23 protein-coding genes and 2 pseudogenes are annotated in these 22,063 nt (G+C 69.6%); 11 read left to right on the top strand and 14 right to left on the bottom strand.

Annotated features, from left to right (window positions below; genetic code table 11):
• The first annotated feature begins 6 nt into the window (after nt 1–6).
• Nucleotides 7–1,188: an MFS transporter gene (locus H5399_RS11930; protein WP_182783268.1), complete on the top strand. Its 1,182-nt coding sequence runs from the start codon at nt 7–9 to the stop codon at nt 1,186–1,188.
• A 58-nt stretch (nt 1,189–1,246) separates the two neighbouring features.
• Here H5399_RS11930 and H5399_RS11925 read toward each other — a convergent pair whose 3' ends face one another.
• A complete protein-coding gene (locus tag H5399_RS11925) occupies nt 1,247–1,678 on the bottom strand; it encodes a hypothetical protein (protein WP_182783267.1) in 432 nt (143 codons plus the stop codon).
• Nucleotides 1,679–1,815: 137 nt separating this feature from the next.
• Here H5399_RS11925 and H5399_RS18575 point away from each other — a divergent pair.
• Nucleotides 1,816–3,456 (top strand): annotated as a pseudogene (locus H5399_RS18575) (ATP-binding protein); the annotation flags it as partial.
• Nucleotides 3,457–3,529: 73 nt separating this feature from the next.
• Complete coding sequence (locus tag H5399_RS11915; RefSeq protein WP_182783266.1) at nt 3,530–4,183, top strand: response regulator transcription factor; 654 nt, start codon at nt 3,530–3,532, stop codon at nt 4,181–4,183.
• Nucleotides 4,184–4,266: 83 nt separating this feature from the next.
• Here the strand turns inward: H5399_RS11915 and H5399_RS11910 are convergent, their stop codons facing one another.
• Nucleotides 4,267–5,874 (bottom strand): gamma-glutamyltransferase family protein, encoded by a 1,608-nt coding sequence (locus tag H5399_RS11910; RefSeq protein ID WP_182783265.1) that lies wholly within the window; start codon nt 5,872–5,874, stop codon nt 4,267–4,269.
• A 228-nt stretch (nt 5,875–6,102) separates the two neighbouring features.
• On the opposite strand from H5399_RS11910, the gene H5399_RS11905 reads away from it, so the two are divergent.
• The 8 genes from H5399_RS11905 to H5399_RS11875 all read left to right on the top strand — a co-directional run bounded on the left by H5399_RS11905 (nt 6,103) and on the right by H5399_RS11875 (nt 11,697).
• Complete coding sequence (locus H5399_RS11905) at nt 6,103–6,273, top strand: hypothetical protein (protein ID WP_182783264.1); 171 nt, start codon at nt 6,103–6,105, stop codon at nt 6,271–6,273.
• On the top strand, nt 6,251–7,354 hold the full coding sequence (locus tag H5399_RS11900) for an ATP-binding protein (protein ID WP_255422301.1): 1,104 nt from the start codon (nt 6,251–6,253) through the stop codon (nt 7,352–7,354). The genes H5399_RS11905 and H5399_RS11900 overlap by 23 nt, the downstream gene beginning before the upstream one ends.
• 146 nt (nt 7,355–7,500) lie before the next feature.
• A complete protein-coding gene (locus H5399_RS17605) occupies nt 7,501–7,686 on the top strand; it encodes a heme-binding protein (protein ID WP_220489467.1) in 186 nt (61 codons plus the stop codon).
• Nucleotides 7,683–7,805, top strand: a complete 123-nt coding sequence (locus H5399_RS18570; protein ID WP_370585764.1) for a hypothetical protein — start codon at nt 7,683–7,685, stop codon at nt 7,803–7,805. The genes H5399_RS17605 and H5399_RS18570 overlap by 4 nt, the downstream gene beginning before the upstream one ends.
• Nucleotides 7,806–8,185: 380 nt before the next feature.
• A complete protein-coding gene (locus H5399_RS11890) occupies nt 8,186–9,139 on the top strand; it encodes an ABC transporter ATP-binding protein (protein WP_182783262.1) in 954 nt (317 codons plus the stop codon).
• Nucleotides 9,136–9,948 carry an ABC transporter permease gene (locus H5399_RS11885; protein ID WP_182783261.1) on the top strand — a complete coding sequence of 271 codons (813 nt, stop codon included), beginning with the start codon at nt 9,136–9,138 and terminating at the stop codon, nt 9,946–9,948. The genes H5399_RS11890 and H5399_RS11885 overlap by 4 nt, the downstream gene beginning before the upstream one ends.
• Nucleotides 9,949–9,958: 10 nt before the next feature.
• The gene (locus tag H5399_RS11880; protein ID WP_182783260.1) at nt 9,959–11,095 is read left to right on the top strand and encodes a sensor histidine kinase; all 1,137 of its coding nucleotides are present in this window, start codon (nt 9,959–9,961) and stop codon (nt 11,093–11,095) included.
• On the top strand, nt 11,092–11,697 hold the full coding sequence (locus tag H5399_RS11875; RefSeq protein WP_182783259.1) for a response regulator transcription factor: 606 nt from the start codon (nt 11,092–11,094) through the stop codon (nt 11,695–11,697). Before H5399_RS11880 ends, H5399_RS11875 begins: the two co-directional genes overlap by 4 nt.
• A 17-nt stretch (nt 11,698–11,714) precedes the next feature.
• Here H5399_RS11875 and H5399_RS11870 read toward each other — a convergent pair whose 3' ends face one another.
• The 12 genes and pseudogenes from H5399_RS11870 to urtA all read right to left on the bottom strand — a co-directional run bounded on the left by H5399_RS11870 (nt 11,715) and on the right by urtA (nt 21,944).
• Nucleotides 11,715–12,698, bottom strand: a complete 984-nt coding sequence (locus H5399_RS11870; RefSeq protein ID WP_182783258.1) for a nickel transporter — start codon at nt 12,696–12,698, stop codon at nt 11,715–11,717.
• Nucleotides 12,695–13,369 carry an urease accessory protein UreD gene (locus tag H5399_RS11865; protein WP_182783257.1) on the bottom strand — a complete coding sequence of 225 codons (675 nt, stop codon included), beginning with the start codon at nt 13,367–13,369 and terminating at the stop codon, nt 12,695–12,697. The genes H5399_RS11870 and H5399_RS11865 overlap by 4 nt, the downstream gene beginning before the upstream one ends.
• Nucleotides 13,370–13,478: 109 nt before the next feature.
• Nucleotides 13,479–14,207 carry an urease accessory protein UreG gene (gene ureG, locus H5399_RS11860; RefSeq protein ID WP_370585763.1) on the bottom strand — a complete coding sequence of 243 codons (729 nt, stop codon included), beginning with the start codon at nt 14,205–14,207 and terminating at the stop codon, nt 13,479–13,481.
• Nucleotides 14,200–14,865 carry an urease accessory protein UreF gene (locus tag H5399_RS11855; RefSeq protein WP_182783255.1) on the bottom strand — a complete coding sequence of 222 codons (666 nt, stop codon included), beginning with the start codon at nt 14,863–14,865 and terminating at the stop codon, nt 14,200–14,202. The genes ureG and H5399_RS11855 overlap by 8 nt, the downstream gene beginning before the upstream one ends.
• A complete protein-coding gene (locus H5399_RS11850) occupies nt 14,865–16,568 on the bottom strand; it encodes an urease subunit alpha (protein WP_182783254.1) in 1,704 nt (567 codons plus the stop codon). The genes H5399_RS11855 and H5399_RS11850 overlap by 1 nt, the downstream gene beginning before the upstream one ends.
• Nucleotides 16,565–16,915: an urease subunit beta gene (ureB, locus tag H5399_RS18565; protein ID WP_255422299.1), complete on the bottom strand. Its 351-nt coding sequence runs from the start codon at nt 16,913–16,915 to the stop codon at nt 16,565–16,567. Before ureB ends, H5399_RS11850 begins: the two co-directional genes overlap by 4 nt.
• Nucleotides 16,913–17,209 (bottom strand): annotated as a pseudogene (locus tag H5399_RS18560) (urease subunit gamma); the annotation flags it as partial. The pseudogene H5399_RS18560 and the gene ureB, both read right to left, overlap by 3 nt.
• A gap of 15 nt (nt 17,210–17,224) precedes the next feature.
• Nucleotides 17,225–17,914: an ATP-binding cassette domain-containing protein gene (locus H5399_RS11840; protein ID WP_182783252.1), complete on the bottom strand. Its 690-nt coding sequence runs from the start codon at nt 17,912–17,914 to the stop codon at nt 17,225–17,227.
• On the bottom strand, nt 17,914–18,720 hold the full coding sequence (gene urtD, locus H5399_RS11835; RefSeq protein ID WP_182783251.1) for an urea ABC transporter ATP-binding protein UrtD: 807 nt from the start codon (nt 18,718–18,720) through the stop codon (nt 17,914–17,916). Before urtD ends, H5399_RS11840 begins: the two co-directional genes overlap by 1 nt.
• Complete coding sequence (gene urtC, locus H5399_RS11830; protein ID WP_182783250.1) at nt 18,717–19,793, bottom strand: urea ABC transporter permease subunit UrtC; 1,077 nt, start codon at nt 19,791–19,793, stop codon at nt 18,717–18,719. The genes urtD and urtC overlap by 4 nt, the downstream gene beginning before the upstream one ends.
• Nucleotides 19,790–20,674: an urea ABC transporter permease subunit UrtB gene (gene urtB / locus H5399_RS11825; RefSeq protein ID WP_182783249.1), complete on the bottom strand. Its 885-nt coding sequence runs from the start codon at nt 20,672–20,674 to the stop codon at nt 19,790–19,792. The genes urtC and urtB overlap by 4 nt, the downstream gene beginning before the upstream one ends.
• 1 nt (nt 20,675) lies before the next feature.
• Nucleotides 20,676–21,944: an urea ABC transporter substrate-binding protein gene (gene urtA / locus H5399_RS11820; protein WP_182783248.1), complete on the bottom strand. Its 1,269-nt coding sequence runs from the start codon at nt 21,942–21,944 to the stop codon at nt 20,676–20,678.
• Nucleotides 21,945–22,063: the final 119 nt, after the last annotated feature.

The raw sequence follows: 22,063 nt of genomic DNA, 5'->3' as shown, positions 1-22,063 counted from the left end.
CGACGGGTGGATCATGCCGTGAACCGCGAGGCGAGGGAGCCTCTCTTCACGCCCGCGTTCATCCTTCTGGGGGTCGCGGATCTGGTCTACTTCACCGCGGTTGGGGTTTCCATCCACTCCCTCCCGCTCTTCGTGACGGGGCCTGTCGGCTCAGACGAGGCCGGGGCGGGTCTGGCGTTCGGAGCCTTCGCGCTCATGGCGCTCCTGCTCCGGCCTTTCGCCGGACGGCTGGCCGACCAGATTGGCAGGCGGCCGCTGCTGGTCGCGGGCGCGCTGGTGGGCGCTGCAGGCCTCGCGTTGATGCCCTTGGCGGAGACGCTGGCGCTGGTGGTCGCGTTTCGTCTCCTCCAGGGAGTCGGCGAGGCGGCGTTCTTCGTCGCCGGTTTCGCGATGCTGGCGGACCTTGCACCTCGCGCCCGGACCGGGGAGGCGCTCAGCTACAACTCGCTGGGGCTCTACCTCGGGCTCGCCATGGGCCCTCCCCTGGGAGCGATGGTCCTGGCTGCATCCGGATTCACCATGACCTGGGTGGTGGCAGCCATTCTGATGGTCCTCGCCGCAGGCATGGCGCTGCTGCTCTCCGAGACCCACACGCCCGATCCGGCAACGGCCGACGGAGCCCGTCACCTGATCCATCTGCCGGCAGTTCCGCCAGCCTTGGGACTGATGGCCTCGATTCTCGCGGCCGGGGGCTTCATGGCGTTCGCCTCGCTGCACAGCACACGCATCGGCATGGCCAACACCAGCGCGGCCCTCACGATCTACGGTCTCGTGGTGGTGATCTGCCGTCTCACGCTGGCACGCGTTCCCGACCGGCTTCCAGCCCTGCCACTCGGGGCGGCGTCCCTGGCCGCGATCGCCGGCGGCCTTGCCCTGGTCGCGGCCTGGACCACGCCGGCGGGGCTTCTCCTCGGCACGGCAGTCATGGCCGTGGGTGTGGCGTTCAGTACCCCAGCGTTCTTCACCGCCGTCTTCTCAACCGCCGCCCCCCACCAACGTGGTGCCGCCGCCGGGACGGCCAGCGCCGCTCTCGACCTGGGCCTCGGCCTCGGCCCGTTGCTGCTCGGTCTCATCGCCCGCGACCATGGCGTCGCTGCCGCACTGGCCGTCGCAGCGTTCCTGGCGCTGGTCGGGGCAGTCTGGACCTGGTCACTGGTACTGCGGCGTGGAGGTGCGACCCCCGGCTGACCAGGCCGAGCGTGCTGGGACGACGCCGGCCACTTCACGTCGGTGGGCCCGCCCGACCTCAGCCCGACGTCTGTGCTGACCGTGATCCGGTATCGCCGTCCCCGGTCCCCTCACGCCGGATCGAGCGTGACCACACCGCCGCCGCGAGGAGGACGGCCGCAAAGACCCAAAGGTTGATCTCGCCCCAGATCCAGCCCGGATCCGCGGGCTGGATCCACTCCACCAGGGCAACAACCGCGGCGCTGAACGCGACGCCGGCGATAATGCTGGCAAGGGCCGCCAGCACCCGGACGCCCACACGGCGCCCGGTGCTGAGCGCCAGGCCCAGGAAGAGCGCCGCCGTGAGGGATGCCACGAGACCGACCAGGAAGAGTGCGTCCTCCAGGGGGCTGAGGTTGGGGCCTCCAGCGAGGCTGACGGTGATTGCCTTGAGCGTCCAGGCACCGATGCAGAGCAGAGCGGTGACGACTGCGATACGTGATGTGTTCATGCCATCAAGAGTCCGGCCGGCCGCGCACCGGCGTCATCCCTCTCCCGGGTGATGTGCGGTGATCCGTCTTGGCCTAGCCTCGGAGTGTGACCGGGTGGGATCGAAGTGTCGCCAGGCCGGCCGGCGCGATCGCACTGATGTCGCTGGTCGTTTCCTGTGCGCTTCTCGACGCCTGGCTCGGGGAGGGCTGGTTCATCGGAGGGCCGTGGGCGCTCCTGGGCGCCGCGGCAGCCGGATACCTCCTCGGCGCCTGGTACCCGCCGCGATGGTGCGCGCTCGCCGTCGCAGGTGCCGCGGTCGGCCTGACAGTGGCCAACCAGCGTCTCCAGTCGGACGAGTTCCCCCTCGCCGACGACCTGGTGTTCTTCCTTCTCGCTGTGGGGGCGCCTGCCGTCGCCGGTGCAGCGTTGTCCCGACGGCGGGCCCAGATCGCGGATCTGGCCGAGCTCGGACGAAGGCTCCAGGAACAACGTCTGGCCGACCTTGAGGCAGCGAGACTTGAGGAGCGGGAACGGGTGGAGACGGGGGTCCACCGGCGCCTCATCGAGCAGGTCGGGGCCGTGGTGCTGCTCGCCGAAGGGGCCCGCAGCCACCCGGGGGCCCCGACGATCTCGAACGCCCTGTCGGCCATCGAGGACGCGGCGCGCGCTGCCCTGATGGAGCTGCGCGGGGCGGTGGGGACTCTCCGCACCACCCCGGAGCCGAGCTCCTCATCCGCCCCGGAGCCACCCTCCGGAGCAGCCGGCCTGACCCAGGCACCGCCCGGGCTTCGCGACGTGGCATTGACGGTGGGGATCGGCGCCGCGATCGCCATCGAGAGCGTCGTGCGTCACCCCGGTGCTCTACCGGCCTGGGTCGGTGTGGTGGCCGCCGTGATGGCGGCAGCGCCGGTGTTGTGGCGGCGCACCAGACCGTTCGTGGTCCTGGCGTCGACGGGGGGCCTGTCTGCCACCATCACCGCGACGCTGACGCCACTGCCGCTGTACGTGACCACGCTGGCCCTGCTCGTCGTGACGGCGTATGCCGCCGGCGCCTACGGCCGCCGCATGTCCGTGGCCCTCGGGCTGGCGTGGGCGGTGCCAGCCGCCCAGGTGTTGGCCCTTCCCTCCGACCAGCGCGACCTGGAGGGCCTGCTCCCGACGCTGGTTCTGGCGACCCTGGCGGTTCTGGCCGGCCGGGTTGCGGCGGGCGCCGCGCGTCGAGCCGCCACGCTCGAGTACCAGGTGGCAGCGCTTGAGCGGGGCCGAGAGATCGAGCACCGAGCTGCCGTCGCGGCGACGCGGCTGGAGTTGGCGCGAGCCCTGCACGACTGCGTCGCCCAGGCCATGACCATCGCCTGTCTGCAGTCGTCCGCTGCGCGCCTCCCTGGCGCGGATCCGGACGCGGCACTCGTCGCGGTGCTCGCGACCGCTCGAGAGTGCATGGCGGAGCTGCGTGACCGCCTCGACGAGCTCGACGATCCGGCGTCGGCCTTCGACAGGCCAGCCCTCGACCGCCTGGCCGCCAGCGGAGGGCTGGACGTCGCGTGGTCGGTGGACCCCGCCCTGGAGCCGACCGGTCCGGTGGCCGTACTCCTGCGGCAGGTTCTTCGCGAAGCACTGACCAACGCCGCCCGCCACGCCACGGGCAGCAGGGTGCGCGTCCGGATCGAGCGGTTGCCCGGCGACCGGATCGAGGTGGAGGTCGTCGACGACGGCACCGGCCACACCCAGTTCGACCTCGGATCCCGGACCGGACTTGCAGGCCTGCGAGAGTCACTGGCCGCTCACGGCGGCACGCTGACGGCCGGACCACGGCCGGAGGGTGGCTTCCGACTGACCGCCTCCCTCCCGGCACGTGAGGAGTGCACGCATGACCACCGTCCTTGTCGCCGACGACCAGGAATTGGTCCGCGCCGGGCTGAGGATGATCCTCGGCGCCGAGGAGGACATCGATGTGGTGGGAGAAGCGCCCGACGGCGAACAGGCCGTACGCGCGGCCCAACTGTTGCGGCCGGACGTCGTCCTCATGGACATCCGCATGCCCGGCATCGACGGGATCGCCGCCACCCGCCGCATCACGCACGACCTCCCCGGCACGAAAGTGGTGATGCTCACGACCTTCGACCGCTCCCAGATGGTGTACGACTCGCTCCTGGCCGGGGCCACGGGATTCCTGCTGAAGGACCTGCCTCGAGAGCAGCTGGTCGCGGGGGTGAGGGCGGCCGCCCGTGGAGAGGAGTTGCTGGCGCCCCGAATCACGCGCCGCCTGATCGAGGAGTTCACCCGGGCCGGGCGGCAGGGACCGCCGCCGGGCTACGACCAGCTGACCGAGCGGGAGGCGGAGGTGCTGATCGAGGTCGCTCGGGGCCGTTCGAACCACGAGATCGCCCAGCATCTGTTCATCAGCGTCGAGACAGTGAAGACCCATGTGGCCCGCGTGCTGTCGAAGCTCGGCGTCCGCGACCGGGTGCAGGCGGTGGTCGTCGCCTACGAGTCCGGCCTCATCCGACCCGGATCCGATTGAGCCCCTCCCCCACTGCGGATCCAGACCTGCGCACTGCGGAGACGACGCCACAGGACGGACGCCGCCGGCGCCTGGACAGCGCATCACCAGCCGAGGGGAAACCCGTCCGCGCGAGGCTCGGACCCGACGACCAGGACACTGCCGTCGTTCTCCGGGTCAAGCCTCCAGATCGCCTGGCCGCGGCCGAAGACCGCCGCGTGCGGCGCCACCACCGCGTCGTGCCCCCGCGCGCGCAGCTTCCCGACGGTGCCCGTGCCCGCAGACGCCTCAACCTGGACCCGGCCCGTCGCCGGATCCCAGAACCAGCGCGGGCGACCGAGCGCGGTCTGCGGGTCGTCGCGGCCATCAACGGTGTGGAGCACCAACTGCACGTGCCCCTGGGCCTGCATGTGCCCGCCCATGACCCCGAACGGGCCCACGGTGGCCCCGTCGCGCGTGAGGAAGCCGGGGATGATCGTGTGGAAGGGGCGCTTGCCGGGCGCGAGCTCGTTGGGGTGCCCCGGTTCCAGGGAGAAGCCGGCGCCTCTGTTCTGCAGCGAGATGCCCGTGCCGGGCACGACGACCTGTGCCCCGAAGCCGTGGAAGTTGCTCTGAATGAAGCTCACCATCATCCCGCCGCCGTCCGCGGCGCACAGGTAGACCGTGTCTGAGGCGCGCGGGTCCACCGCAACGGGGGCCAGTGCGCGGGCGCCGATGGCGGCGCGGCGCCGCGCCGCGTGGGCGGACGACAACAGGGCCTCGACAGGCACGTCGACGAGCGCAGGGTCGCCGACTAGCGCGTAGGCGTCGGCCAAGGCCAGTTTGACCGCCTCAACCTGGCGGTGCCAGTCGGCGGCTTCGGCGGGAGAGAAGCCGTCAAGCACGTTGAGGGCGATGAGCGCGGCGATCCCCTGACCGTTCGGCGGCACCTCCCAGACCTCGTGGTCGCGGAAGCGCGCGCTGATCGGCTGCACCCACTCGCTCGTGTGCCCAGCCAGATCGTCGGCCGCCAGCCCGCCGCCGCTGGTGCGTGCGAACGACACGATCCGCGCGGCGAGTTCGCCTGTGTAGAAGTCCTCGCCGCGGCTGGCCGCGATGGCGGTGAGTGTCGCGGCCATCTCGGGGCTGCGCCACACCTCGCCAACGGCGGGCGCGCGCCCGCCCGGCGCGAACAGTGGGGCGAACCCGGACGCGCTGGGCTCATACTGTTGCTCGGCCGCGGCCGCCACGCCCCGTTGCCACCCCCATGCGACCACGCCAGACACCGCGAATCCTTCGGCGGCGAGCGCGATTGCCGGCTGTAGTACGTCGGAGAAGGGCAGCCGCCCGAACCGGGCGTGCAGGTCCGCCCACGCGCGCACGGCGCCCGGGACAGTCACGGCCTCCCAGCCAAGTAAAGGCATCGTGGCCCGCCCTTGGCCGCGGAGGCGTGCGGCCGAGGCCGACGCCGGCGCCCGGCCGGACCCATTGAGGCCGTGCAGACGGTCTCCGTCCCAGACAAGGGCGAAGGCGTCTGAGCCGAGACCGTTGCTGCAGGGCTCGACTACCGGCAGGCAGGCGGCCATCGCCACGGCGGCATCCACCGCGTTTCCGCCGGCGCGCAGGATCGTGAGACCGGCTTCGGCGGCCAGGGGCTGCGAGGTGGCGACGGCACCCCGGCGAGCGAACAGGGGCTGGCGGCGTCCAGGTTCCGCGAGGACTGATAGGCGCATGGTCAGTGACCTCCCGCAGTCGTGCTGGTGGTGTGGTCTATCGGCCGACACTAGCCCACCCCACCGACGGGATGTATCGCCCAGTTTGCGGGCATTTGCCAGTGCCCTTGCCCTCTCCATTGGGCGAGGGCGGAACCTCTCGCCAGACCCGCATCGAGAGGTCTGCAAAAATGACATCAGCATGCCTGCTGATGTGACATCAGATGGCCGGAAGGGTGAATGTCCTGAATGTCCATGAGCGTTGAAGACGTCTACACGCCGCGCTACGTCGACGGGACGCTCGACGCGCTCCTCGCGGAACTGCCAGCATTGATGCTGACCGGACCGCGCGGCTGCGGCAAAATCAACCACCGCGTTGCGCAGGGCGGCGTCCGTGATGCGCCTGGACCGCCCCGATGAGGCGGCCGCATTCCGGGCAGCCCCGGACGCCGTGCTCGCCGCCCAACCCACGCCGGTCCTGATTGACGAGTGGCAGGTCGTCCCTGAGTCGATGGGTGCTGTGAAACGCGCGGTCGACGCCCGCCCAGGCGCGGGCCGATTCATCCTGACCGGCAGCATCCGGGCCAGGCTGGACTCCGCCTGCTGGCCCGGCACCGGCCGCGTCGTCCCGTTGTCCATGTTTGGGCTCACCGTCGGCGAACTCCATGACCGGCACCGGGCCAAGGTCGCTCCCGAAAGGTGGTTCAGCGACGAGGACCCACCCGTGGGCACCCTCGAGGCGGCCCCCACCCTCGTCGACTATCTCGACCACGCCCTCCGCGGCGGCTTCCCCAGCGCCGTCGGCCTCAGCGAGTTCGCACGCTCGACGTGGTACGAGGGCTACATCGACCAGCTCGTCCGCCATGATGTTGCCAACCTCGCCGAGGTCCGCTCACCGGCTGGTCTCGGCGCCCTCCTGCGGGCCGTCGCCTTGAACACCGCCGGGTTGCCGTCCCTGACCACGCTCGCCGGAGCTGCCCGAATCGACCATCGGACCGCCAATGCCTACCTGGATCTGCTTGAGGACCTGCGGATCATCGAGCGCCTCCCTGCCTGGACCGCCAACCGCTTCAACCGCATGGTCAAGACCCCGAAGTATCACATCATCGACACCGGACTAGCCGCACATCTCGCAGGAGACACCCGAACCGGCATCCTGAAGAGCGGCGACCGGATCGGCCGACTGATCGACACCTTCGTCCTGGCCCAACTCCGGCCTCTGCTCAGGCTGGCCACCCCCGCAGTTACCGCACACCACGTTCGAGACGGAAACCAGACCCGCGAGATCGACCTCCTTCTCGAATCCGCCGCCGGCCAGATCGTCGGGATCGAGATCAAAGCCGCAAGCACCCTGGAGCTCCGCGACGCCAGACATCTCGCGTGGCTTCGCGACCATATTGGAGACACGTTCCATCGCGGCATCGTCCTGCACACTGGAGCCACCAGTTACCCGCTCGGCGAACGCATTTGGGCCCTCCCCATCGCCAGCCTCTGGCAGTAACCAACTAGTGATGCCTCAAGCTCCGGCCTTGTTCCCACCGAGACCATGCCGGGTCCGGTGCGCTGGTCGCCCGGAACCGCTGCCCAGGTTTCGTCACTCGCCGGCGCCCCCTATGCCGTTCGGCTTGAGTATGTGACGCTGGCGACATGACCGAGCAACAGCCCTTCGACGTCCTTCAGCGGTTTCCGGGCTTCGAGTTGCGCCGCTACCCGTCGCATCTGGTGGCCGAGGTCGAGGTGACCAGCTCGTTCACCGACGCCGGCAACGACGCTTTCCGGGTTCTCGTGGCCTTCATATCGGGCCGCACCTGGAGGAACTCCGCAGTGCTGTGACGAACGCCGGGCTCCAGGCCAGCGGGCCACCTCGGTTCGCCCGCTTCAACCCGCCCTGGACGCCATGGTTCATGCGACACAACGAGGTCGTGCTGCCGGTGATCGGGGATCATACTTGACCCATGTACGACCTGCTGTATCGCGGGGGGCTGACACCGTGGGTGGTCGCGGGTCGAGCCCAGGCTGACCTCGTGGCGCGCCTGCTGAGTTCCCCGACTGGCAGGTCGAGCCGGGGCAGTCCTTCGCGCTGGGGACCGGGGCCTTGCTGCGACGGGCCCGGTTCCGGGTGTTCCGCCTCACGAAGGAGGCGTGAGTCCAGGGGGATTGGGTTCTCGACCGACAATCAGCACGGCCGAGCAGGCGCACCCGACGCTCGATCGGTCCTCGACCGGTGACGTCGCAGCGGGCGCCGGCACCCCACGGGCGCATGACATCTGTCATGCCGAGGTCATGATTTCGTGCACTACTGCCGCGACACCAAGGGTGCGAGCCTTGGGGTATGACCACCAGGCAGCAGACACACCACTACTCGCCCACCAGCCACGGCGCCCCCGTCCTGGCCGAGTTGCTCGGCGTCTCCAAGCAGTTCGGTAAGGGCGCGGCCACGGTCCAGGCCGTTTGTGGACTGGATCTGGAAGTGCGGGCAGGCGAGCTGCTGGCCTTCCTCGGACCCAACGGGGCCGGCAAGTCCACGGCCATCGGGATGCTCACCGGCCTGACGGCACCAACATCGGGAACGGCGCGACTCTTCGGGCACGACCCCCGCGACATACGGGCACGACGGCGTCTCGGCACGATGCTGCAGGCCTCGGGAGTACCCGACACTCTGCGTGTTCGTGAACTCCTCACCGCGTTCCGCGGCTACTACCCCGCGCCCCTGCCCATGACGCAGGTCGTCGCCGCTGCGGGTCTTGACGGACTCGAAGACCGCATGTTCGGCGAGCTCTCCGGCGGTCAGCAGCGACGCGTGCTGTTCGGCATCGCACTGGCCGGCGACCCGGACCTGCTGATGTTCGACGAGCCGACCACCGGTCTGGATGTGGAGGCTCGGCGAGGCCTGTGGGCCACGTTGCGCGAGCTGGCCCGGTCCGGGCGTGGCGTCGTGCTCACCACGCATTACCTCGAGGAGGCCGACGCCTTGGCCGACCGGATCGTGGTCATCGACCGCGGCGTGGTGATCGCCCAGGGAACGCCCGCTGAGATCAAGGCCCTGGTGCCCGGGCGACGGATCCGTGTGCAGAGCTCGGTGAGCCTGTCCGTGGCTCGACAGTGGCCCGGCGTCGCCCGCGCATCACGCGAGGGAACATGGCTCGATCTGCTCGTCGGGTCCGCCGAGCCCGCACTCCGCGCGATGCTCGATTGTGACCCCTCTGCCACCGACGTCACCGTGACCGAACCAAGCCTCGAGGAGGCCTTCCTCACCCTGACCAGCGACTCGGAGGCAGCATCATGACCACCCACACTGCGACACATACGGCTACCGACACGGGGCTGCCTCGATCGCACCCTGCACGGATCTACGTCACCGAGGCCCGCCATGAGTTCCTCAAGCTGATCCGCATCCCCATCTTCGCCGTGAGTACCATCGCCCTGCCGGTGATGTTCTACGTGCTCTTCGGGTTGGCCTTCGGCGGCGGCGAGTCCCGTGGAGTCGGTGCGACCACCTACATGATGGTGACCTACGGCACCTTCGGTGTCATCGGCGCGGCCCTGTTCGGCTTCGGCGTTTCGGTTGCGGTCGAACGCGGGCAGGGCTGGATGCGGCTCAAGCGCGTCTCGCCAATGCCCCCTCAGGCCTACTTCGTGGCCAAGGTCGTCATGGCCACGGCAGTGTCCGCGCTGATCATCGGCATACTGTTCCTCCTCGGCGCCACACTGGGTGGTGTGCGAATGCCCGCCACGCAGTGGATCGGCCTCGGGCTGGTGCTGATCCTCGGGGCGCTGCCCTTCTCAGCCATGGGCCTGGCCTTCGGCTACCTCGTCGGCCCGAACTCCGCACCGGCACTGCTGAACGTGATCTACCTGCCGATGGCGTTCGCCTCGGGGTTGTGGATCCCGATTCACCAACTGCCCGAGTTCGTGCAGGGGATCGCCCCGGCGCTCCCGCCCTACCACTTCGCCCAGCTCGCCCTGGGCACTATCGGTGCGGCTGAGGGTGGTTCGCAGGCGCTGCACGTCGTCGTGCTGCTGGCATTCACCGCGCTCTTCCTGGCCGTGGCGTTGTGGGGCTACCGGCGCGACGAGGGCCGGACCTATGGATGAGCCGCACCGGATGAGCAAGAGCCCGCCGCAGCCCTCCCGCTCCATGCGCTATGTCTGGCTTGTCTACCTCGGCACACTGTTCTATCAGCCGGTGTTCGAACCCTCGGTCGGAGCCTGGGACTGGCTGGCCGTGGCGGTGCTGATCGCGCTGTTCCTGCCGATCTACACGGCGTCCTTCCGGGCCCGCGACGACCGACGCACCCTGATCCTCGTCGCGGCCCTCGGCGCCCTCGCCTTCGCGGGTTCGCTGGTCAACAGCGGGGCCAGCGTGTTCGTGATCTATGCGTCGGCCATCGCCGGCCGTGCATTCCGCCCGCGCCGGGCCGTCGCGGTGGTGGCCGTTCTCGTCGGGCTGGTCGCCGCGATGGCCGTGATCTCGCCGGTACCGATGCCGTGGCGGCTGGCGGCGCTCGGCCCCGCCCTGTTCTTCACCCCGGTGGTGGGCGCGACGACCATCTTCGACGCAGAGCGGGACCGTGCGAGGCGGCGCCTCCGGCGTGCCGACGAGGAGATCGAGCGGCTGGCGACCATTGCAGAGCGGGAGCGGATAGCGCGCGACCTCCACGACCTACTCGGGCACACCCTCTCGGTCATCGTGCTGAAGTCCGAGCTGGCCGCAAGGCTGGTGCGCGCAGACCCGGACCGGGCAACGGCAGAGGTCAACGACATCCAGAAGATCGGTCGCGAGGCCCTGGGTGAGGTCCGTGCGGCGGTCACCGGATACCGCGCGCGCGGCCTCGACGCCGAACTCGACGGGGCGCGGGTGGCCCTGGAGGCGGCTGGGGTCGGCGTCGAGGTGCGCGCAGACCCGACCGACCTGCGCCCCGAGCAGGAGTCGGCCCTGGCGATGGCGCTACGCGAGGCGGTGACCAACGTGGTGCGCCACGCCGACGCCGAGCGCGCCTCGATCAGCATCACCACGGTCGGCTCCGAGGTTCGGCTCACGGTGACCGACGACGGCCGTGGCTCTTCGGGGCTGGCAGGATCCGGGCTCACCGGCATGCGCGAGCGGATAGCGGCCCTCGGTGGCCAGGTCGAGGTGGGCGCCCCCACCGGTGGAGAGCACGGGACCGTCGTCGAGGTGACGCTGCCCCTCGCTGGGGCGGCCGACGACGGGCGCCGCGCGGAGGAGGTGAGCGGGCCATGACCATCACCGTGGTCCTGGCCGAGGACCAACTCATGGTGCTCGGCGCACTGAGCACCCTCCTGGGGTTGGAGTCCGACATCACCGTGGCCGGCACCGCCTCCGACGGTGAGGAGGCCGTGCGCCTGGTCGAGACGCTGCGGCCCGACGTCCTGCTGACAGACATCGAGATGCCCAAGATGACCGGGCTCGAGGTTGCGGCCGAGGTCCGGCGCCGGGGCCTGTCGACCCGGGTGGTCATCCTGACCACGTTCGCCCGCAGCGGGTACCTCCGGCGGGCGCTGGAGGCCGGTGCCGTCGGCTACCTGCTCAAGGACGCGCCGGCCAGCACCCTGGCGCAGGCCGTTCGCGACGTTCACGCCGGAGGCCGCGCCGTCGATCCCCAGCTCGCCGCCGACGCGTGGGATGAGCCGGACCCGCTGACCGACCGGGAGCGCCAGGTCCTACGCCTGGCGGGAGATGGGCTGAACAACAGCGAGATAGCCGGGCAGCTGCACCTGTCCGAGGGCACGGTGCGCAACTACCTGTCCGACGCGATGGGCAAGCTAGGAGCCTCCAGCCGAGCGGCGGCCGCTCGCCAGGCACGCGACCGGGGATGGCTGTGATGCCCCCGGCACAGTCTTCAGATGTCTACCGGGTGGCCGAGGGACCGCCACCGCACGGCCGCCGCCGCACCCACGCCGATCAGCGCGAAGAAGACCAGCAGCCCTATGCCCGCCCAGTCGGTGTCCACGCCGGCAAGCGCGTCGATGGCGGGCAAACGAACTCCGAGATCGCTCGCCAGGCCCGCGAACGTGATCAACGAGATCGCGACGGCGGCGGCGATCGACACAGCCGTGATCACCACGTTGTAGCGTGCCCGTTTCCGGTGCTGGGCTGACGAGTACATCTTCAGCATCAGGAAACCGTTGAGGGAGTCGCCCAGCGTCATCGCCGCGGCGAACAGAAGCGGAAGGGACAGCAGGACCAGCGGGGCCGTGCCCGCTGGGAGGCCGACGGCCAGCACGAGCACGGCCACCGACGACGCGGTGTCGAACCCCAACCCGAAGAGCAGCCCGAATCCGTACACGTGCCATGGTTGACGGACCCTCGCCAGCGGCGCCAGCAGCACCCGCGACACTCCCCCATGCACGCCCGGGCCGGCGGGACCCGCCCGCCCAAGATCAGCCCACGCGCGCGCGAGGACCGGGAGGTTGGTCACGGCGATGGCAGCCAGGTACGTGGCCGCGACACCCGCACCGACAACTCCCAGCCAGTGCCGCGTCACTGAGTCCTCGTCGATCGTCGACCCGATCCACCCAGTCCCTGCGATGACCAACGCAGCAGCGACGAGCACCACCGTCGAGTGTCCAGCTGAGAACGCCAACCCCACCGCGGCCGACCGCCTCCCCTCGGCGACGAACTTGCGCGTGGAGTTGTCGATCATGGCGATGTGGTCTGCATCGACGGCGTGGCGCAGACCCAGTGCATAGGCGACGACGGCGGAGGCCACCAGCCCGGCACCTCCCGAGGCCACCCCCAGTGCCAGGAGTGCCAGCCCCAACGCATGGAGCGACGCGACGACACTCACCGTCGCCCTGCTGCCGGTCAACCCCTGCAGGCTCATCCCACGGCCCCCTCCGCGTACGCCGGTGCGGCATCGGTGTGGACCTGTTCTCCCACTGGCATCTCACTCCCCCTCGTGTCCGCCTGCCGGATGCCGTCGACGATCAGGGACGGCCGCGTGGGCCCGCGAACATCACGAGTATGCATCGTGCGCGCCAGTTGCCCGCCGCACGCCAGCTCCATCACCAGTTCGTCCGGTGCTGGGACAAGGGTCTGGGTGCCGAACGCGAGCCTTGTGCTGATCGAACGCGCCCCGGCCCGGATGAACCTCTGGTCCTCCCCCGCACCCTGGTAGACGACGTCCTCGACCAGCAGCGGAGCCTCAGCCGTCTGCACGAGGGTGTGGCTGTGCACCCGGCCACCACGTTCGCCGTGGCGCCCCAGGACCACAGTCTCATCCAGCCGGAGCCCGGCCCCGTCGGCCAGCGTGGCGCGCAGGATCCGCATGGCCTCCGCACCGTCGCTGACGATGAAGGGCTCTGCCGCCCACACCAGTGACGCCCCGGGTCCGACGTTGAGCTCAGCCATCCACGATGCCCCCTGGCCGCGACCGTCGTAGGCCACCGTTGCCGCGATGTCCTTCAGCGTCAGCGACAGGCCGTCACGCACCTCCACCACCAGACGCACGTCGTCCCCACCGAGCAGGGTCGCCACCGTCGCCAGCAGCGACACCTCGAGATGATCCGAGCCGGCGGCGGTGATCCGGGCGCTGACCGGCCCCGTCCGGACCAGCAGCCGCGGGCGCCCGCTGCCGTCTCGGGCGGCCGTGATCCGGGTGACCTCAGTGGTGATGATGCGCCTCGCCCTCGTCGTGCGTGTGCGGGGGGAGGCCGCCGTGGGAGTGCGGGGCCATGGGGCCCGGATCGACGGCGACGTGATGACCGCTGCGGACGTGCTCCAGGGTCTCTCGCACCCAGTCGCACAGCAGGTCCACGCTCGCCTCGTCGGTCCGGCTCAGGGGGAGCACGGGGCGTCCGTCGCGGGCCTCGCGACCCTGCTCCACCATCAGTTCCGCATCCACCCCTACGTAGGGAGCCAGGTCGGTTTTGTTCACGATCAGCAGGTCAGCCCGCGAGATGCCGGGCCCGCCCTTGCGGACGACGTCTCCACCTCCCGCCACGTCGAGGACGAAGAGCTGGGCGTCGACGAGGGCGGGCGAGAACGTGGCAGTGAGGTTGTCTCCGCCCGACTCGACCAGGGTGATGTCCACCGGGTCGAAGGCAGCCTCCATCTCCTCGACGGCGACCAGGTTCATGGTGACGTCGTCACGGATCGCGGTGTGGGGGCACGCCCCCGTCTCGACGGCCCGGATGCGTTGGGGCGCCAGCACTCCGGCGCCGCGGAGCATGCGGGCGTCCTCGTCGGTGTAGATGTCGTTGGTGATGACGGCCAGCGAGAACTCGTCGCTCAGCCTGCTGCACAGCAGCCCGATGAGGGACGTCTTGCCCGTTCCGACCGGGCCGGCGACGCCGAGCCGAAGCGAACGCTGGGGATGTGTGTGGTCAGGCACTGAACAACCTCCGTGGGGTAGTGGCGTGGGCATGGATCCAGGCCTCGGTCTCGGGCGCGGATGGGCTCGGGATGTCTCTCGGGTGTGAGACCGCTGCGGCCTCTGCCGCGATGGTCTCCGCGAGGGGATGGGCGGCGATGGCCCATTCCACTGACGTGGCGGGGTCAAGCGGGAGCAGCTTCAGGGCGGCTGAGGTGATGGTCTGAATCTCGTCGTGCAGCAGCACTCGCACAGCCTGGAGCGGGTCGCAGGCCAGGATGTCGGCGAGCAGGGCCATGGCCAGGGGTCGGGTCGCGGGCACACCGGCGGCCGCGGACCGCCGGGGATCCAGCCGCTTCGCCAACCGAAGGTACCCGTGGGACGCCTGCTCCGCCGCCCGCCGCTGGACATGGCTCGGGGTGCGGGCCGACCAGTGGGCGTGCACCAGGTCCAGTCCGTAGTCGGCCCCGCGGAGGGCGCGCATGCCCAGCGCGAGGGTCGCGGCGTCCACGCGGGACACTGTCATGAGCCGGACCCGCAGGTACCCGGGCACGTCGCGGGCCTGGAGGCCCGCGAGGATCGCCGGCTCGAGGCCGGCTGACTGGGTGTGTCCCCCCACCGGCAGCCGGGCGTCACCCAGGAGGAGCGCGCCGAACGCGCCGTCCGATGCCGGGCCCATCAGAACAGCGAGTAGAGCTGCGCCAGCGGCAGCCGGTCCGCCGGCGCGGGCACCACCGTCTCGCCGTCGATCGCGATGGCGAAGGTCTCCGGATCGATGTCGATGGCCGGCGTTGCCGAGTTGTTGATCATGTCCGCCTTGCCCACCCCCCGCGTGGGCCTGACGGGTGCGAGCTCGTGCCGCAGGCCGAGCCTCCCAGCCAGTCCGGCGTCGAGAGCCGCCGGGGCAACGAACGTGAGCGAGTAGTTGGGTGCGGCGTCGGCGACGAGTGCGGGGCGCATCAGGACCGGTTGCGGGGTGGGGATGCTGGCGTTCGGGTCGCCCAGTGCTGCCCAGACGATCATCCCTGACTTGAGCACCACCGAGGGTCGGACCCCGAAGAACTTGGGTTCCCACAGGACCAGATCTGCCAGTTTGCCTGCCTCGACGGAGCCGATCTCGTGGTCGATGCCGTGGGCGATGGCCGGGTTGATCGTGTACTTCGCGACGTAGCGGCGGGCCCGCTCGTTATCGGCGGGCAGGCTCTCCGACAGCCGGCCTCGCCGCGCCTTCATGACGTGCGCGACCTGCCAGGTGCGGGTGATGACCTCGCCGATGCGACCCATGGCCTGGGCGTCGGAGGACGTCATGGAGAGGGCACCCATGTCGTGGAGGATGTCCTCGGCGGCGATCGTCGTGGCGCGGATCCGCGACTCGGCGAATGCCAGGTCCTCGGGGACGGCCGGGTTGAGGTGGTGGCAGACCATCAGCATGTCGAGGTGCTCTGCCACCGTGTTGACCGTGTGCGGGAGCGTGGGATTGGTGGAGCCGGGCAGCACGTTGGGCAGCGACGCGATCGACAGGATGTCTGGTGCGTGTCCACCCCCGGCCCCCTCGGTGTGGAACGCGTGGATGCTGCGGCCGCCGATGGCGCCGATGGTGGAGTCCACGTAGCCCGCCTCGTTGAGGCTGTCGCTGTGGAGGGCCACCTGGAGGCCGAACTCGTCGGCCGCGCGGAGCGCCGCGTCTATGGCGCCGGGGGTTGCGCCCCAGTCCTCGTGGATCTTGAGGGCGGCGGCCCCACCCCGCGCCTGCTCCGCCAGCCCCTCGGCGCTGACCGTGTTGCCCTTGCCGAACAGCAGCAGGTTGATGGGCAGATGATCGAGTCCGCGCAGCACGGTTTCGAGATGCCAGGCGCCGGGGGTGACGGTCGTCGCCTTGGACCCCTCCGAAGGCCCGGTGCCGCCCCCTCCGAGCGTCGTCAGGCCCGCGGACAGGGCCTCGTGCACCTGGCTGGTCGACAGGAAATGAACGTGCATGTCGATGCCGCCCGCGGTCAGGATCTTCCCCTCGCCGGAGATGACATCAGTGCTGGGGCCGATCTCCATGCCGGGGGTCACGCCGTCGGCGATGTCCGGATTGCCGGAGTGCCCGATGGCGACGATGCGGCCATCGCGGAGTCCGACGTCGGCGCGCACGATCCCCCAGTGGTCCAGGACAACGGCGTTGGTGATCACCGTGTCCAGTGCACCGTCGGCTCGCGTCGTGGTGCCCTGTGCCATGGATTCGCGGATGGACTTCCCGCCCCCGAAGACGGCTTCCTCGCCGCCGACGGTGAGGTCGCGTTCCACCTCGATCCACAGGTCGGTGTCGCCCAGGCGCACCTGGTCCCCGCGGGTGGGACCGAAGAGGGCCGCGTATCGGCTGCGCGTGATCGAGCTCATGACTGTCCTCCATCAAGGTTGGCGGCTTCGGAGCCCTTGCGCTGGATGCCGGGGACCCGACGCCGGCCGCGGAACGCCACGGCGTCGACGTCTCGCGCCACGCCGGGCTCGAATCGCACCGAAGTGCCCGACGGGATGTCCAGCCGGAATCCATGGGCGGCCTCCCTGTCGAAGTCGAGGGCGCCGTTGGTGTCGGGGAGGTGGATGTGGGAGCCGATCTGCACGGGGCGGTCACCCGTGTTGGTGATCCTGAGGCTCAGGCGCTCATCCTTGCGCCGATCGCCGTTCAGCACCACGTCGCCCTCCCCGACGCGCACGGCGCCCGGCTCGTCGCCGCCGTGGCCCAAGGGGTGGTGGAGGGTGACGAGTTTCCGCCCGTCGGGGAAGGTGGCCTCCACCTGCACGTCGTGCAACATGGCCGGCACCTCTGGCATGACCTGCTCGGCGGTGAGGACCTGGGTGCCCTCCTCCATGAGCTGGGCCACGGAGGCTCCGTCGCGCGCCCGTTCGATCACCCAGCAGCTGAGGTAGGCAACGGTCTCGGGGTGGTTGAGCCGGACGCCACGCGCCAGGCGGTCGCGCGCGACCATCCCTGCCACAGCCATGAGGAGTTTCTCCGTATCGGAGCCGATGAGGTGCATGTCTGGGTCTCCCGTTCAGATGGCCATGGCGGAACGCACTGCGGCGCTTGAGTGAGAGTCGCTGTCACCGCGCTCGCGGATCCGGCCGGAGGCCAGCACGACGTAGCTGTCACTCGCTTCCAGCGCGAACCCTACGTGCTGTTCCACGAGGAGAACAGCGAGTCCATCGGCCGCCAGCGCCGAAATGGTGCGTTCGATCAGCTGGACCACGGATGGCTGGATTCCCTCGGTGGGCTCGTCGAGCATGAGCAGCGACGGCTCCAGGAGGAGCGCGCGAGCCAGGGCCAGCTGCTGGCGCTGGCCGCCGGACAACAGCCCAGCCCGGCGTCCCATCAGCTCACCCAGCGCGGGGAACAGGTCGACGACCTCGCTCAGCTTGGCGTGGCCGCGGGGATTCTGGTCGGCCACCAACTGCAGATTCTCGCGGGTGGTGAGGTCGCCGAACGACTGCTGGCCCTGCGGGACGTATCCCAGGCCCAGCTTGGCCCGTCGGTGGGCGCTCATCCGAGTCACATCCTGGCCGTTGAAGCGGACCCTGCCTGCGGTGGGCTTCAGCAGGCCGCTCGCCGTGCGCAGCAACGTGCTCTTGCCTGCCCCGTTGTTGCCGAGGACGGCCACGATGCCCCTGTCGGGAACGCGCAGCGACACATCGAAGATCACGCTGGTCCGGCCGTAGCCGGAGGTGACACCGTCGATCTCCAGCATCAGCGGCCTCCTTCCGTGGTGGGGGTGCCCAGGTAGACCTCCTGGACGAGCGGGTTGGCCTGGATGTCTGCGACGCTTCCCTCGGCGATGAGCTCGCCGCGGGCAAGGACGCTGACCGAGTCCGCCACCTGCCGCATGAACTCCATGTCGTGCTCGACCACAACGACGGTGTGCCGAGGAGCGAGCGCACGGAGCAGGATCGCTGTCTGCTCCCGCTCGGCCTGGCTCATCCCGGCGACGGGCTCGTCGAGGAGGAGCAGGTGGGCCTTCTGGACCAGCAGCATCCCGATCTCCAGCCACTGCTTCTGGCCGTGGGCCAGCGTGCCTGCGGGCTTCTCCCGGAGCTCCGTCAGGCCGATGATCTCGAGCGCCTCGGCCACGTCGTCGGGGACGTGTGGGCCCCGGGCCCGGAGCAGCGTGCGTGGCCCGCGTCCGGCGCCGCTGGCGATGTCGAGGTTGGCCAGGACACTGAGCTCCTCGATCACGCTGGCTGTCTGGAATGTGCGACCGACGCCCATCCTGGCAACACGGTGGACGCTGCGACCGATGAGCTCGTTCCCGGCGAACCGGGCCCAGCCGCTGGCCTTGACCAGTCCGGTGAGCGCGTCGATGATCGTGGTCTTGCCTGCACCGTTGGGCCCGATGAGGAATCGAAGGTCCCCGCTGGTCACCGTGAGGTCCACCGAGTTCACGGCGACAAACCCGTCGAACGACACGGTCAGGTGCCGGACCTCGAGATACTCCTGGCGGGGGTCGGTGCCCGCGTTGACGAGCGTGGCCGAGCCCGGGTCGATGGTGCGGCTCATGCCGGTGCCTCCTGAGGTGTGGTGAGGGCGAGGGGGTGCGGTTCCCGGGAACGCATCCGGCGTCGCACCACCGCCCAGATTCCCGCGAGACCGGCTGGCAGCGCCGCGATCACGACGATGAACAGGGCCGCCTGGAAGTAGGTCCAGGCCCCGGGAAAGGTCTCCGAAAGGCTGGTCCGGGCCCAGGAGACCGCGATGGAACCGAGCACCGGGCCCAACAACGTCGCCCTCCCGCCGATGGCGACACCGACGAGGAAACCGATCGAGGCCACGACCCCGACGTCGGCGGGCGAGATCATGCCGGCCACCGGCACGAACAGCGCCCCCCCGATCGACGCGAAGACTGCGGCGATGACGAAGGCCACGATCTTGATGACCGCAGGGTTGTACCCCAGGAACCTGACCCGGTTCTCCTCATCTCGCACCGCCACCAGGAGCTCACCGAAGCGGCTGCGCATGAGCTGGCGGACGATCAGCACCATGGCGACGAGCGTCCCGGCGGCCACGTAGTAGAGGGTGGTCTGGTTGATCGGGTCGGACAGGGCGAAGCCGAAGAAGGAGCTGAACCCCGTCAGCCCGTTGGTGCCGCCGGTGGTCTGCTGCTGGCCCACCAGGAGGATCGCGAAGGCGGCGACGAGCGTCTGACTGAGGATGGCGAAGTACGCGCCCCGGACGCGGCGCAGGAACACGCCGATGCCGAGCACGAGCGCGAAGGCTGCCGGAATCAGGACCACCAGGACGACGGTGAGGGAGCCCGACCGCATGGGTTCCCACCACCACGGCACCACGCCTGTGCCGTAGAGCATCATGAAATCAGGAACCCCGCCCGGGCCGGCGTCGGCAAGCTTCATGTGCATGGCCATGATGTAGCCGCCCAGCCCGAAGAAGAGGCCCTGCCCGAGGGTCAGCATGCCGCCCTGCCCCCATGCCAGCCCGATCCCGACGGCGACCATGGCCAGGCAGAGAAACTTGGCCAGCAACGACAGCCGGAAGCTGCTGAGCAGAAGCGGGGCTGCCGCCAGGGCGGCGACGAGCACGAGTGCGATGAGGGGGGACTTGAGTCGATCGATCATGCGAGGCTCCGGGTGCGGACGGTGAACAGGCCCTGCGGGCGGATCTGAAGGAAGCCGACGACCACCACGAGCAGCAGCACCTTGGCGAAACTCGCGTCTGTCATCAGCTGGAAGAACGACTGCAGGATGCCGAGCGTGAAGGCGGCCAGGACTGCGCCCTTGATCTTGCCGATGCCACCGGCGACCACCACAAGGAACGCATCGACGATGTAGTTCTGGCCCACGGTGGGACCGACGGAGCCCAGGAGGGTGAGCGCCACTCCGGCCAGCCCGGCCAGCCCGGAACCGATGAAGAACGTCGCGCGGTCGATGCCGCCCGAGTCGATGCCGCTGGTCTCTGCGAGCGCACGGTTGCCCACCACTGCACGGATCCGGCGTCCGAGCGGCGTTCTGGCCAACAGGTAGGCCACGATCCCGACGGCGACGACGCAGATCAACAGAATCATCAGCCTGCTCTTCGGCATGACAAGTGATCCGAGCACCACGGGGCCGGACAGCCAGGCCGGGGCGGGGACGTCGACGTTCGGGGCGCCGAAGATGTCGCGGGCCAGCTGCTGCAGCAGCAGCGCCACCCCGAACGTGACCAGGAGGGTGTCCAGAGGTCTGTCCCGCATGCGGCTGATGATCGTGGCGTGGAGCAGGACTCCGAGGAGGCCCGCGACAACGAACGCCACCGGCAGTGACACCAGGAACGAGGTTCCGGCGTGGCCGATGATGCTCGACATGACGAACGCTGTGTAGGCGCCCACCATGACGAACTCACCGTGGGCCATGTTGATGACGCCCAACTGGCCGAAGGTCAGGGCCAGCCCGAGGGCGGTGAGCAGAAGCACCGACCCCAGGCTGAACCCTGCGAACAACTGTTCGGCGAAGATCTGCATGTCAGGAGGTCTCCGACAGACCCTCGGCCCAGTCATAGGTGGTGAGGAACGGGTCGGGCTCGATGGGGCCCTCGGAGGTCCACACCGAGTAGATGAGGCCGTCCTCGGAGATCTCCCCGATCATCGCGGTCTTGGCGATGTGGTGGTTCTCCCCGTTGAGGGTGACGGAGCCCCCGGGTGCGGCGAAGGTGACCCCGTCGGCGGCTTCCTGAACGTCGGCCACGGCGAAGGACTCCGCCTTCTCGACGGTGGCCTTCCACAGGTACAGGGAGGTGTAGGCGGCCTCCATCGGGTCGGAGGTCACGCGGTCGTCGCCGTACTTGGCCTTGAAGTTGGTCACGAACGTGGCGTTCTCCTCGGTGTCCACGGTCTGGTAGTAGTTCCACGCCGTGAGCTGACCTGCGATGTTGGCGGCGCCGATGCCCTGGACCTCCTCCTCAGCGATGGAGACCGACAGGACGGGCATCGCGTCGGCAGACAGGCCGGCGCTGGTGTACTCCTTGAAGAAGGCCACGTTGGAGTCGCCGTTCAGCGTGTTGAACACGGCGTCGGCGCCGGAGTTGCGGACCTTGCCGACGATGGTGGCGAAGTCCGTGCTGCCGAGGGGGGTGTACTCCTCGCCGACGATCTCCATGTCGTGGGCCTCGGCGTAGGCGTTGATGATGCGGTTCGCCGTGCGGGGGAACACGTAGTCGGAGCCCACCAGGAACACCTTGGTGTGTCCCTGTTCGCGCAGGTAGTCCAGGCCGGGGATGATCTGCTGGTTGGTGGTGGCGCCGGTGTAGAAGATGTTGGGACTGGCCTCGAGGCCCTCGTACTGGACCGGGTAGTAGAGCAGGGAGTCCTGGTCCTCGAAGACGGGGAGCATGGCCTTGCGGCTGGCGGAGGTCCATCCGCCGAAGACTGCAGCCACGCAGTCCGAGGAGATGAGCTTGCGGGCCTTCTCGGCGAAGGTCGTGGGCTCGGAGGCGCCGTCCTCGGTGATGACCTCGAGCTGCTTGCCGAGGACGCCACCAGCAGCGTTGATCTCCTCCGCGGCCATGTTGAGCGAGTCGTTGACAGTCTTCTCGGAGATCGCCATGGTCCCGGAGAGGGAGTTGAGGAAGCCCACCTTGATGGAGTCGGCGGAGGTGTCGACGCAGGACTCAGCCGAGGCGGCGGAGTCGTCGGTGCCCGAGGCGCGCGCACCACAGCCGGCGAGCGCCAGAGCGGAGACGAGGGAGAGAGCGACTATCGACGTACGCGCCTGGGGGGTGCGGAACACAGACATGGTTGTCCTTTCAGGTGCCTGAACAGAGAAGGGACGGCCGGCCGGGGGAAGTCCCCCGGGACTGGCGCCGTCCCTTCATGCAGAACGCTATGAGTGCCTGGTGTCGGGGCAGTCTCGGT

The sequence above is a fragment of the Tessaracoccus sp. MC1627 genome, from assembly GCF_014164725.1.
In the GTDB taxonomy this organism is placed as follows: domain Bacteria; phylum Actinomycetota; class Actinomycetes; order Propionibacteriales; family Propionibacteriaceae; genus Arachnia.
Note: the sequence above shows the minus strand (reverse complement) of the source record. Positions and strands in the feature narration are given on the sequence as shown.

Bases quoted from the DNA above. Each gene is read 5' to 3' on its own strand.
- urtC (WP_182783250.1), bottom strand. From the start codon at position 19,793: ATGATCGATCGACTCAAGTCCCCCCTCATCGCACTCGTGCTCGTCGCC.
- H5399_RS11900 (WP_255422301.1), top strand. From the start codon at position 6,251: ATGCGCCTGGACCGCCCCGATGAGGCGGCCGCATTCCGGGCAGCCCCG.
- H5399_RS11855 (WP_182783255.1), bottom strand. From the start codon at position 14,865: ATGGGCCCGGCATCGGACGGCGCGTTCGGCGCGCTCCTCCTGGGTGAC.
- H5399_RS11875 (WP_182783259.1), top strand. From the start codon at position 11,092: ATGACCATCACCGTGGTCCTGGCCGAGGACCAACTCATGGTGCTCGGC.
- H5399_RS11850 (WP_182783254.1), bottom strand. From the start codon at position 16,568: ATGAGCTCGATCACGCGCAGCCGATACGCGGCCCTCTTCGGTCCCACC.
- H5399_RS11925 (WP_182783267.1), bottom strand. From the start codon at position 1,678: ATGAACACATCACGTATCGCAGTCGTCACCGCTCTGCTCTGCATCGGT.
- H5399_RS11890 (WP_182783262.1), top strand. From the start codon at position 8,186: ATGACCACCAGGCAGCAGACACACCACTACTCGCCCACCAGCCACGGC.
- urtA (WP_182783248.1), bottom strand. From the start codon at position 21,944: ATGTCTGTGTTCCGCACCCCCCAGGCGCGTACGTCGATAGTCGCTCTC.
- urtB (WP_182783249.1), bottom strand. From the start codon at position 20,674: ATGCAGATCTTCGCCGAACAGTTGTTCGCAGGGTTCAGCCTGGGGTCG.
- H5399_RS11905 (WP_182783264.1), top strand. From the start codon at position 6,103: ATGTCCATGAGCGTTGAAGACGTCTACACGCCGCGCTACGTCGACGGG.
- H5399_RS11840 (WP_182783252.1), bottom strand. From the start codon at position 17,914: ATGCTGGAGATCGACGGTGTCACCTCCGGCTACGGCCGGACCAGCGTG.
- urtD (WP_182783251.1), bottom strand. From the start codon at position 18,720: ATGAGCCGCACCATCGACCCGGGCTCGGCCACGCTCGTCAACGCGGGC.
- H5399_RS11910 (WP_182783265.1), bottom strand. From the start codon at position 5,874: ATGCGCCTATCAGTCCTCGCGGAACCTGGACGCCGCCAGCCCCTGTTC.
- H5399_RS11880 (WP_182783260.1), top strand. From the start codon at position 9,959: ATGAGCAAGAGCCCGCCGCAGCCCTCCCGCTCCATGCGCTATGTCTGG.
- H5399_RS11870 (WP_182783258.1), bottom strand. From the start codon at position 12,698: ATGAGCCTGCAGGGGTTGACCGGCAGCAGGGCGACGGTGAGTGTCGTC.
- H5399_RS11885 (WP_182783261.1), top strand. From the start codon at position 9,136: ATGACCACCCACACTGCGACACATACGGCTACCGACACGGGGCTGCCT.
- H5399_RS11915 (WP_182783266.1), top strand. From the start codon at position 3,530: ATGACCACCGTCCTTGTCGCCGACGACCAGGAATTGGTCCGCGCCGGG.
- H5399_RS17605 (WP_220489467.1), top strand. From the start codon at position 7,501: ATGACCGAGCAACAGCCCTTCGACGTCCTTCAGCGGTTTCCGGGCTTC.